Consider the following 11,149-nt stretch of genomic DNA (forward strand, 5'->3'; position numbering starts at 1 on the left):
TCCTGTTATTCTTTGATTAAATTTTTGATACCATTTTGATAAACAATTTGATAAAATGTTTCCATTTCTTCATCTGTTAATTTCTTATATTTTGAATCAATCCCATAATCAAAATCAACCCACTCATATTTAGCAGATGCTAAGGGATTATAATTGAGTAATTCATATTGGACATCTGGATAAATATGCGATAAAAATTGACTAATAGATTGAATATTTTGTTCTGTCGCAGTGATTTGAGGAATCAATGGTGTCCTGATAATCACTTTATGTCTATGTTCACTTTCTAAGACATATTGAATATGTTTTTTGATTGTTGATAATGAACCTCCAACATACTTTTGATGCATATCTTCACCATTGATTTTTAAATCAATATAAATCTGATCAAGATATGGTAATGCTTTTTGAATGAAATCTAATGACGTATAAAGTGTTGTTTCAATGGCACTGTGAATACATTGTTGGTGACAACGTTTCAAAATATCAATTAAGAACTCTCCCTGCATAAATGGTTCTCCACCAGAAAAAGTTACTCCACCACTATCACGATAAAAAACACGATCAGACTCAATTTCTTTCATCAGCATATCAACATCATAATATTGACTGTCATAACGAATTGCAGCTGATGGACAGACATGAATTAATTGATCAAAATCACCTTGATAATCTTTATTGAAATAAGGTCTATCATTTTGATAAATCATTTGTCCTGCTTTTGCATACTTTTCACAACAGCGACAATGTATACAATTGTTTTGAAAATAAACAGGTTGTCTTTGTGGTGATATACCCTCGGGATTTTGACACCATATACAATGAAGGGGACAACCTTTAAAGAAAATGGTTGTTCTAATACCATCCCCATCATGTACAGCAAATCTTTTAATATCAAACACTAATGCTTTAGATGTTGTCATATGTTGTCCTTTCAATGATTTCATCCTGTAATTTATGCGCTAACTCTACAAAATAAGCTGTATATCCTGCCACGCGTATTGTTAATGATTTATGAAGTTGAGGACGAATCTGGGCATCTTCGAGATCTTCACGTCTGACAACATTGAACTGAATATGTGGAACTTTTAAATCAACAAAAGCTCTTAAAAAGTTTTCAAACTTGTTCATTCCATTTTTTGTTTCAAAAAACTCTGGTAAAAACTTCATATTCAATAAGCCACCATTCGTTGTCAAACTATTGTTTAAACGTGATACTGATTTTAAAACTGCTGTTGGACCTTTCAAATCACGTCCATAAACAGGTGACATACCCCCATCAGCTAATGGCGTTAAAGCATTTCTTCCATCAGGAGAAGCGCCAACATTTTCTCCCATTGGAACATGAGCTGAAACTGTATACATACCTGTATGATATGGGCCACCACGATAATTCGTATAATCTTTCATTCTTGATCTAAAATACTCAGCCCATTTAGCTCCTAAACGATCAACCCATTCTACATCATTTCCATATTTAGGCACTTTATTTAACAACATTGTCTGAATGATTTCATATCCTTTAAAATCTGATTGTAAGGCTGCTAGTAATTCCTTAGCATCAATAACCTGATCATCATAAACCAATTGTTTCATAGCAGCCAAAGAATCTGCCAAGTTTGCGATTTGAATCATTTGAATACCAGATAGATTATATTTAGCTCCACCTTTTGTGACATCTAAACCATTTTCTAGACAATCGTCAATAACTGATGATAAGAAAGCTGTTGGTAAACAATCTTGATGAGCTTTTTCAACAATGACTTCACATTGCATCATCTTGTCTATAAAGTAATCAATTTGTTGTTGAAAGGCTTTTTCTAAATCTTCAAATGTCTGATAAGTATCCAATCCTCCTAGATCCAATCCAATCTGTTCATGTGTCAATAAACACTTGCCATGATTCAATGTCAATTCCAAAGCTTTATTCAAATTAAACATAGCTGCATCAGACCAACCTAAATTGTTGCCATGTGTTGTTAATTCTACACAACCTACGATTGCATAATTTAAAGCATCTTTCTTTTCAATACCTAGTTCCATTAACGCATGAACAATGGCTTCATCATTAAAGAATTGTGGCATACCACTTCCTTTGGATACAACCTCAATGGCTTTTTGCATCAGCTCATGAGAACTATTGCGATTTAAACGTACTGATAAATTCGGTTGTGGTAGTCCTAAATCATATTGGCACTGTAAACAAAGTAAAGAAAGCTCATTATAGGTGTCATTACCATTTTCATCCTCGCCCCCAATCGCAATATTAAATCCAATGGGGAATCCTGCAAAATATTTGGCACTATTTTGATTACGTAAATAAACGATCTGATTAAATTTTAACCATAAACATTCTAAGATGTCTAAAGCATCTTCCATAGATATCTTTCCTGATTCTATATCTTTTTGATAATAAGGATATAAGTATTGATCCATTCTTCCTGGAGAAAAAGAAGACGCATTAGATTCCATATGCAATAGGACGAATAAAAACCATAAGGATTGCACAGCTTCATGGAATGTTTCAGGTGGACGTTTTGTGAGATTTAAACAATTGTTTGCGACTGTTCTTAAAGATTGTTGATAAGGTTCTTCCACTTCATCAATATTTTCCATAATCATATCATGATATCTTTTCATAAATGTACAGGCACCCTGCATAACCAGAACAACACATTCATAAAACTCTTTTTGTGATTCCTCACATGTCTTTAATTTTTCTTGAGCCTGATTCATGATTCCTAATGGTCCCATCTTTAACCATAATGCGCTGTCAGGACAAATATGACCTTGAGCATGATCTTTTTGATTGATTTTTACAACCTTAGCAATACTTTGAATTTCCTGACCGCCATGATGTTTAATGACATCTTCCATTGATTTTCCTTTCCAATAAGGATAAATCTTTTCCCTAAATTCTTGAATATCTTCTTCTTTTACATGAAACTGATCTTGTGGTCGAGTTGGTAATGTTTCAAATTCGTTGTTGACCCATGAACATCCACTTTCTGGAAAAACAACACCATATCTTACACCCTTTGTACGATTACCAACAATTAACTCTTCTTTTTCAAAGCCTATTTCCAATTCTTCCATAGCCGCTTTTAAAGATAAGGCTCTTTTTTTAGGAATAGATAAATGTTCATTTTCCTGATAAACACGTGTAATAATACGTGCCTGTTCAATAGATGCATAACGTGGTGCTGATAACATTTTATCTTTTAAGATTTGAATTCTTTGACTCATTAATTTTTCCATAGCTTCCTCCTATATGATATCTATGTCATACTCTTTGATATATTTTTGATCATCTTTATTTAAAGAACCCGCTACAATCATGCCATCTAAATCTTCTAAGTTTCCATAGATAAATTGACCATCTTCTCTTCGTTTTCTTTCTTCACATACAATATAATTCATTTGACTTTGTTTCATAACAGCCTGTTTCATCAAACCATCTTCCACATAATAAGTAGAAATCTTTCCATGATTCATATCAACACCTACAACACCTAGAAACGCCTTATCAATCTTAAAATTTTGAATCATCTGCACAGATAATCCTCCCCAGAAACCATCTCTTTCCTTATTCAGTTCACCGCCAATAAAAATAACAGATATGTTTTTATTATGTCTTAAAATATCTAAAATCTCTATCATATTGGTGATGACATTAAGCGTTAATGTCGACTGATTTAACAGTTTAGCGACCTCTACATGCGTTCTTGAGATATCCAGAAAAATAGTATCCTGATTTTTTAATAATGAAATGACTTTATCAGCAATGACTATACGTTCTTCATTATTCATATCTTTACGTTGTAAACTGCTATACAAATGAGGATTCGTACGAATACTCATGGCTCCACCATATGTCTTTTTTAATAATCCTTTTTTCTCTAAGACAGCCAAATCTTTACGTATACAATCTTCTGTAACCTGATATTTCAAACTTAAATCTTTGACTTTCACACTGCCTGATTGATTCACCTGTTCAACAATATCATCCTGTCTTTCCTTCGCAAACATTCTCATCCTCCTTTATTAGTATTTATTGTTTAATCTTATTATATATTATTTTTTATTGTTTTCAATACATTTTCTCATTGAGAAAATAAAAAGACATTAGTTATCACCAATGTCCTGTCCTAAAGCTAAATAAATGAAATATTCATCATCAATTCCATAAGATTCACTCAAATAAATGCTTTCATCATCCTTATAATCACTCACAACAAAACGTGTATTATCATCTTCATCAACTTTTAATTTTGATTTATATTCCTCAATAGCTCCAAAAATATCAATATTAAACTTTTCATTAATCTTTTCTATCTGTGCTTGATCTAAATTGAGGTCATTTTCTCTAATCGTTCCTTGATTATTCCATGATAATGTTATAGATTGATGATAAGGTTCCTGATTTTGAAAACTAATAGAAGCTGTTAAATTTATGACATCATCAGATCCATATACATTAGTAGAAGCACTTAAATTATCTCCATAAATATAATAATTTTCATCCGCCTCTACATCTTGCAATAACAACTCATCACTAAAGAAAGTTTTCAAATCATTTTCATAATCCAATGCAATCTGCATTGTTCCATCATCATCTCCATTATCAATACCTTCCTGAAATGATTCTCCTTCAATTTCTGTATAGTTATGGCTATTATAATTACTTACAATATTTCCAATAAAAACAGATGCCATCTGAACAACAGTAATCAATGCCACTATAAAAATAATGTATTTTCTAAAAGTAGATGTTTTTGTTCGTTGAGAACGATCACGTGATTTTTCTCTACGTGGTATATAAATTTTTTTATTACGTTTTGGTTTAAAAACTTCTGGCTCTGGATAATTTGCAGATGTTGCCTGCGTATGAGTCGCTGTTGAACTGTGTCTAACACGATAGCCACAATTTGGACACCTATCTGCTCCCGGTGGTATTTTTGTATCACATACATCACAACGCATAATGATTTCCCCTTTCCCCTTTAGATTTCTATACTTTTATTATAATTGTTTATAAGTCAAAATAGAAGAAAAGTTTACATATTTAGATAATTAATCATCTATGAAGTTGTTATTTGTAAATATTAAATCTTTTCTTCTCACGATCTATCCAAATCAATGAAACAATCACATCAATAAATCATAACCATGATAAACAACACTATTTTCTCTATCATTTTATATTTCTATATATATTTATATATAAATATATATAGAAATATGATATATTATAAATGAGGTGATTTATTATGGAACATATTACAATTAGACCAATATCTGATTTGAGAACGAAATTAACTGAAATATCAAAAGAGATACATGAAAGCAACCAGCCTATTTATCTAACAAAGAATGGATATGGAGACATGGTTCTCATGAGTATGGAGGCTTATCAAGAAATGATTGAAAACAATGAAATATATTTAAAAATGAAAGAAGCGGAAATTTATGCTGAATTAAATACTAAACGATTAAGCCATGAAGAAGTATTTAATAACTTGCATGAATTCATTGATAGTCTTTAATGAATGAATACAAAATAGAATATTTACAATTATTTAAAGACGATTTGAATGATATTGTAAAATATATCACATTAAAACTTGATAATAAACCTGCAGCTCATAAATTAGTCAATGAAGGACAAAAGAAAATAGAACTATTAAAAACAAATCCAGAAATTTATCAATATTACGATTTTATAAAACCACTCAAGAAACAATATAGATATTTTATAGTAGGGAATTATATTGTATTTTATGGTGTAGATAAAAAAACGAAGGTTGTATCTATATATAGAATCTTATACAATAAGACAAATATGAATAATGCTATAAAATAGTTCATATATCCTCTCAATCAGCTTTATATGATATAAAGCTGATTTTTATTATATAAAAGCTTATCAAATCATCATGTACGAAAAAACGCATCAACTAATGCGTTATAATGGTTTCTTTTTAATTCTACTAAAATCTCTAGGGTATTTGGATGGGGTATTCTTCACTTTATGTATATAGATGTTACAACGATGATCGTTTTCATCTGTTAATGTGAAGCTTTCCTGTCTCATGACTTTTCCACCTAATTTTTCTATACCCTGCATAGCTTCCTGTAGTTCTTCTTGAGCTTTTAATCCTTTTAAAGTTATAAAATCTCCATCAACTTTCACTAAAGGCAAGCATAATTCATCTAAAATATTTAATCTAGCGACTGCTCTTGCTGTGACAATATCAAATGATTCACGATGTTTAACTGCATATTCTTCAGCTCTCGCACTTATAGCATCAATATCTTTTAAATCTAAAACTTGGATTAAATGTTTTAAAAATGTAATACGCTTTGAAAGTGAATCAACTATAGTAACTTTTAATTCTGGATAGACAATCTTTAAAGGAATAGAAGGGAAACCTGCTCCTGCGCCTACATCACATAAAGATTGATTGGACAATGCATAATCAAATGAAATCGTTAATGAATCATAGAAATGTTTCAAATAAACATCTTCTTTTTGAGTAATGGCTGTTAAATTCATTTTTTGATTCCATTCAACTAATGTTTGATAATAGTTTTCAAACTGTTCAAGTTGTTTTGATGTTAAAGTGATACCTTTATCTAAAAGGGCTTGTATAAATTGTTCCTGATTCATATATACCTCTTAATAATGTTGTTTTAAATAGATTAACAAGACTGAAATATCGGCTGGATTGATACCTGAAATTCTTGATGCCTGAGCAATCGTAACTGGTCGAATTTCAGATAATTTTTGTTTAGCTTCCAAAGAAAGATTTAAAACATCTTCATAATCAATATCTTGAGGAATCTGTTTTTCTTCCATTTTTCGTTGTTTTTCTACTTGTCTTAAAGTCTTATCAATATATCCTTTATATTTAATAAGAATTGTCACTCTTTTTTCTTCTTCTAATGTCAAATGAGCATCCTCAATATATGGTTTTAACTTCTGATAATCCATCTCTGGTCTCTGTAATAATCCTTTAGCACTGATACCTTCTTTTAAAGGTGTTGAACCTAATGCAACCAATAATTCATTAATGTCATGTTTTGGTGTAAAACGAATAGTATCTAATCTTTCTATTTCATTATGAATATGATTCATCTTTTCCAAATAAGCCTGATAAACTCCCTCTCTAACAAGACCTGCATCATATCCATATTGTCTTAATCTTTCATCCGCATTATCATGTCTTAATAATAAACGATATTCAGCACGTGATGTTAACATACGATAGGGTTCTTTTGTTCCTTTTGTAACCAAATCATCAATCATGACACCAATATAAGCCTCATTTCTTTTTAAAATTAATGGTTCTTCATGATTGATTGCCTTCACAGCATTAATACCTGCCATTAATCCTTGAGCTGCTGCTTCTTCATAACCACTTGTTCCATTGATTTGTCCTGCTGTGAAAAGATTTTTAATCACTTTTGTTTCTAATGATGGCCATAATTGTAATGGATCAATCGCATCATATTCTATCGCATAAGCATATTTTAAAATCTGACAGTTTTCTAATCCAGGAATCGTACGTATCATTTGTTCTTGAATATCATGAGGCATGGATGTTGAAAAACCTTGAACATAAATGGTATTCATTTCTTTGGATTCTGGTTCTAAGAAAATCTGATGTTGTGGTTTATCAGAAAATTTCACAACTTTATCTTCAATAGAAGGACAATATCTTGGTCCTATTCCTTTGACAATCCCTGAATACATACTACATCTTGATAAATTATCTTTAATAATTTGATGTGTTGTTTCATTTGTATATGTTAAATAACAAGGAGTTTGTTTTTCAATAGGAACAAATGTTGTTGTTTCATAACTAAATGCAAGAGGTTCGTCAGTGCCTGGCTGTAATTGTGTTTTTGAATAATCCACACTGTTGATTTCTACTCTTGGAGGTGTTCCTGTTTTCAGTCTTTGAATACGGAAGCCTAAATCTCTCAGTTGATCAGATAAATACAATGATGGCTTTTCCTGATCAGGTCCACTTGGTGTCTTTTGATCTCCAACCATGACTTCAGCTTTTAAATAAGTTCCTGTTGTTAAAATGACAGTTTGTCCCTCATAAGCTGTGCCATCAGCTAAAGTGACTCCTTTAACTGTCTGATTTTCAATGATTAACCCTTCAACCATAGCTTCTATGATATCTAAGTTTTCCTGTTGTTTTAAGACATTTTGCATATAACGTGGATAAGCTTTTTTATCTGCCTGAGCACGTAATGATTGAACTCCTGGTCCTTTGGCCGTATTTAACATCTTCATTTGTAAGTATGTCGCATCCGTTGTTTTCCCCATCTGACCACCTAAAGCATCTATCTCTCTGACAATAATTCCTTTTGCTGGTCCACCGATAGAAGTATTACAAGGCATAGATCCGACATTTTCAAAATTCGATGTCACTAACAATGTTTTCTTCCCTATTCTTGACGTAGCTAAACATGCTTCAATTCCTGCATGTCCTCCTCCTACAACAATGACATCATACATTTTCCCTCACACTCCTTTAATCTGTTTCATCTTAGCACAAAATATTCATATTATCAAATTGAATTATTCATACATTCTTAATAGATAAAACTTTTAGGTATCTTGAAGTTTTGTTGCGCATAAAATGAAGCATATGCTATAATACTTTTGAGGTGAAAACTTATGAATCCTAAAGACATATTAGAAAAATATTATCATTTTGCAGTTGTAGGAGTCACTCCTAATCAAGAAAAATACGGTTATAAAATCTTTAAGCGTTTATTAGAAAAGGGATATCAGACTTATGGTGTATCCCCTATCTATCAAAATATAGATGATTATCATATTTATCCTCATTTAGAGGCTATTGATCATCCTATTGATGTTGTGGTTTTTGTGGTCAATCCAAAATATGCCTATGATTACATTGATGAAATGTCTGGCATTGGTATTCGTTATGCATGGATGCAACCAGGAACATATGATGATCAATTATTACAATATATGAAAGATCAAGGCATTACACCTATTCTTGCCTGTATCTTAGTTGAAACAGAATAAATCAGCCCATCAAGGCTGATTTTTTCAATTTTGTATAATTTGATGATTTTGATCATATAAAGTCCAATCAGCTATATGACATGAACTCCCCTCTAACATATAAATATCAAGAATATAGGAATCATTCATTTCTTTTTTATAAACTTTCCCATTATTCACAAAAGAATATTGAGAAGCATTTTGTTTATTCTTTCCATAAACAACAACCATAGCCTGATGAGAATCTGCATAATTGAAAGTATCTATGTCCTGGGAAGAAGAACTCTCTCCCCAAAATTGATAGTTATCCATCCATAAATTATGAACATTTTCATAAATAAGCAAATGACTTTGAGCTTGATCGTCTTGATAAACTATAAAATACAAATTATCCTGATATTTTACTTTTTCAATCGTTTCAAAATGACTATCTCTTTTTGATATATCTTGAATAAGATAACTATAAAAATCTTGACTTTGACGATTCATCATAAATAAACACCCTATAACCAGTAATATCAAACAAATCAAAACATGAAAATATTTCTTTATAACACTCATAAATCATTCTCCTTCATATGTCATCTTTTCATAGAATGTCATAATTTTTATTTTTGTTCGACTCATTTTTATAAATATTTTATTAATTTTATGTTAAACAAAAATATATTTTCATTTGTTATACACATCTTTATAGTACAATATCTTTAAGAGGTGATATCCATTATGAAAGACTATCTTAAATACTTTATTTTTCGCTATGTTCTTCTTTATTTCGTTTTATCTTTCATTTGTCTTTTCATTATGCCCACGACCGCCTTTATCATTATGGCAATCCTTGTTGTATTGTTTACTTACTATCTGAAAAGAAAAAATCGTCTTTATCCACATCAATTTCAAATCCAATTAACAATCATCCTTATCATTTTAGTTTGCTTAACCATTGTCAGTTTATTATCTCAAGGATATCTTTCTTCTCAGTTATGGAATTATTACTACATACTCTATTTTCCTTTTGCTTTATTTTTACTTCTATGCTCCTTGACTGCCCATTATCAGTTAATGATATTTGGTCCTATTCTTCTTTTGTTCATTCAATTAGTAAGTCTTTATGTTTTTAGTCAAGCTCAAATTCCTATAAAGAAATACATCGTTAAAATTCTATGTCTAGTCCTTCTTTGTACAACAAGTTTTTATGTATACCAAACATCACCTGCCAGAAAATATAGTGGTGGTCATGGCTTTGACTATATGAATGGTTATTCCAGCACTGACTTATCTCCTTTTTATCCATATACTGAAGATAGTCAACTTGTAGAACTTCAAGAACCAAGTACTTTTACTATTGAAAATGAAAAAGACATGCCTATTCTTGATGGGGCTGAAGCCTGTTATCCTGTCTACAGTGCCATTGCGAAAGCTGTCTATAAAGATATTGATCAGATAGAAAAAGCCTATAGTGAAACAGAAGACTTCAATTATTATAATACCAATGGCAAAATTGTCACATTCACCAATACATCTGTAGGTTATACACGTTTAATCAATGGTGAAGTTGATATGTTCTTTGGAGCCAAACCATCAAAGTCACAATTAGACGAGGCTAGAGAGGCTGGTGTTGAATTTGAATATACACCTATCGGTCGAGAAGCTTTTATATTCTTTGTTAATGAGGATAATCCTGTTTCTCATTTATCAACGCAACAAATTAAAGATATCTATCATGGCGATATTACAAACTGGCAGGAAGTTGGTGGACAAAACAAAGATATTCTCGCTTTTCAAAGACCTGAAAGATCTGGCAGCCAAGCCATGATGACTTACTTTATGGGAGATATTCCATTAAAAGAGCCTTTACAATATGAATACATTTCTGGAATGTCAGGTATTATATCTGATACTGCTCAATATAATGGTGAAAAAGATGCTATTGGATACACGTTTAGGTACTTCCTGGAAGGTTTACATCAAGAAGAAGATGTGAAAATATTATCTGTTGATGGTGTTGAGCCAACGACTGAAAATATTAAAAATCAGACATATCCTATATCTACTTATTTATATTGTGTGACTTTAAAATCTAATCAAAAAGAAAAT

At 31.1% G+C, this 11,149-nt stretch carries 11 protein-coding genes; 4 read left to right on the top strand and 7 right to left on the bottom strand.

Features of this window, described 5'->3' with window-relative positions:
* Positions 1 to 5: 5 nt before the first annotated feature.
* The 4 genes from B5G32_RS09705 to B5G32_RS09720 all read right to left on the bottom strand — a co-directional run bounded on the left by B5G32_RS09705 (position 6) and on the right by B5G32_RS09720 (position 4,983).
* On the bottom strand, positions 6 to 947 hold the full coding sequence (locus B5G32_RS09705; protein ID WP_239386232.1) for a glycyl-radical enzyme activating protein: 942 nt from the start codon (positions 945 to 947) through the stop codon (positions 6 to 8).
* Positions 910 to 3,258, bottom strand: a complete 2,349-nt coding sequence (locus B5G32_RS09710) for a glycyl radical protein (RefSeq protein ID WP_087936536.1) — start codon at positions 3,256 to 3,258, stop codon at positions 910 to 912. The genes B5G32_RS09705 and B5G32_RS09710 overlap by 38 nt, the downstream gene beginning before the upstream one ends.
* A 9-nt stretch (positions 3,259 to 3,267) precedes the next feature.
* Positions 3,268 to 4,029, bottom strand: coding sequence for a DeoR/GlpR family DNA-binding transcription regulator (locus tag B5G32_RS09715; RefSeq protein ID WP_087936537.1), 762 nt, complete (start codon positions 4,027 to 4,029; stop codon positions 3,268 to 3,270).
* Between the two features lie 96 nt (positions 4,030 to 4,125).
* A complete protein-coding gene (locus B5G32_RS09720) occupies positions 4,126 to 4,983 on the bottom strand; it encodes a zinc ribbon domain-containing protein (protein WP_087936538.1) in 858 nt (285 codons plus the stop codon).
* Between the two features lie 287 nt (positions 4,984 to 5,270).
* On the opposite strand from B5G32_RS09720, the gene B5G32_RS09725 reads away from it, so the two are divergent.
* Positions 5,271 to 5,546 carry a type II toxin-antitoxin system Phd/YefM family antitoxin gene (locus B5G32_RS09725; protein ID WP_087297913.1) on the top strand — a complete coding sequence of 92 codons (276 nt, stop codon included), beginning with the start codon at positions 5,271 to 5,273 and terminating at the stop codon, positions 5,544 to 5,546.
* Positions 5,546 to 5,863: a type II toxin-antitoxin system RelE/ParE family toxin gene (locus tag B5G32_RS09730; protein ID WP_087936539.1), complete on the top strand. Its 318-nt coding sequence runs from the start codon at positions 5,546 to 5,548 to the stop codon at positions 5,861 to 5,863. Before B5G32_RS09725 ends, B5G32_RS09730 begins: the two co-directional genes overlap by 1 nt.
* A 102-nt stretch (positions 5,864 to 5,965) precedes the next feature.
* Here B5G32_RS09730 and rsmG read toward each other — a convergent pair whose 3' ends face one another.
* Positions 5,966 to 6,670 (bottom strand): 16S rRNA (guanine(527)-N(7))-methyltransferase RsmG, encoded by a 705-nt coding sequence (gene rsmG, locus B5G32_RS09735; protein WP_087936540.1) that lies wholly within the window; start codon positions 6,668 to 6,670, stop codon positions 5,966 to 5,968.
* Between the two features lie 9 nt (positions 6,671 to 6,679).
* Positions 6,680 to 8,533 carry a tRNA uridine-5-carboxymethylaminomethyl(34) synthesis enzyme MnmG gene (gene mnmG / locus B5G32_RS09740; protein ID WP_087936541.1) on the bottom strand — a complete coding sequence of 618 codons (1,854 nt, stop codon included), beginning with the start codon at positions 8,531 to 8,533 and terminating at the stop codon, positions 6,680 to 6,682.
* Positions 8,534 to 8,695: 162 nt separating this feature from the next.
* Between mnmG and B5G32_RS09745 the strand changes: the two genes are divergently transcribed.
* Positions 8,696 to 9,073, top strand: coding sequence for a CoA-binding protein (locus B5G32_RS09745; RefSeq protein WP_087244617.1), 378 nt, complete (start codon positions 8,696 to 8,698; stop codon positions 9,071 to 9,073).
* Between the two features lie 24 nt (positions 9,074 to 9,097).
* Here the strand turns inward: B5G32_RS09745 and B5G32_RS09750 are convergent, their stop codons facing one another.
* On the bottom strand, positions 9,098 to 9,613 hold the full coding sequence (locus tag B5G32_RS09750; protein ID WP_087936542.1) for a hypothetical protein: 516 nt from the start codon (positions 9,611 to 9,613) through the stop codon (positions 9,098 to 9,100).
* A 165-nt stretch (positions 9,614 to 9,778) separates the two neighbouring features.
* Here B5G32_RS09750 and B5G32_RS09755 point away from each other — a divergent pair.
* Positions 9,779 to 11,149 (top strand): PstS family phosphate ABC transporter substrate-binding protein (locus B5G32_RS09755; RefSeq protein WP_239386233.1); only part of this gene is annotated, 1,371 nt, incomplete at its 3' end.

It is taken from the genome of Massilimicrobiota sp. An80 (assembly GCF_002159255.1).
Classification (GTDB): domain Bacteria; phylum Bacillota_I; class Bacilli_A; order Erysipelotrichales; family Coprobacillaceae; genus Allocoprobacillus; species Allocoprobacillus merdigallinarum.

Bases quoted from the DNA above. Each gene is read 5' to 3' on its own strand.
- rsmG (WP_087936540.1), bottom strand. From the start codon at position 6,670: ATGAATCAGGAACAATTTATACAAGCCCTTTTAGATAAAGGTATCACT.
- B5G32_RS09705 (WP_239386232.1), bottom strand. From the start codon at position 947: ATGAAATCATTGAAAGGACAACATATGACAACATCTAAAGCATTAGTG.
- B5G32_RS09745 (WP_087244617.1), top strand. From the start codon at position 8,696: ATGAATCCTAAAGACATATTAGAAAAATATTATCATTTTGCAGTTGTA.
- mnmG (WP_087936541.1), bottom strand. From the start codon at position 8,533: ATGTATGATGTCATTGTTGTAGGAGGAGGACATGCAGGAATTGAAGCA.
- B5G32_RS09720 (WP_087936538.1), bottom strand. From the start codon at position 4,983: ATGCGTTGTGATGTATGTGATACAAAAATACCACCGGGAGCAGATAGG.
- B5G32_RS09715 (WP_087936537.1), bottom strand. From the start codon at position 4,029: ATGTTTGCGAAGGAAAGACAGGATGATATTGTTGAACAGGTGAATCAA.
- B5G32_RS09710 (WP_087936536.1), bottom strand. From the start codon at position 3,258: ATGGAAAAATTAATGAGTCAAAGAATTCAAATCTTAAAAGATAAAATG.
- B5G32_RS09730 (WP_087936539.1), top strand. From the start codon at position 5,546: ATGAATGAATACAAAATAGAATATTTACAATTATTTAAAGACGATTTG.
- B5G32_RS09750 (WP_087936542.1), bottom strand. From the start codon at position 9,613: ATGAGTGTTATAAAGAAATATTTTCATGTTTTGATTTGTTTGATATTA.
- B5G32_RS09725 (WP_087297913.1), top strand. From the start codon at position 5,271: ATGGAACATATTACAATTAGACCAATATCTGATTTGAGAACGAAATTA.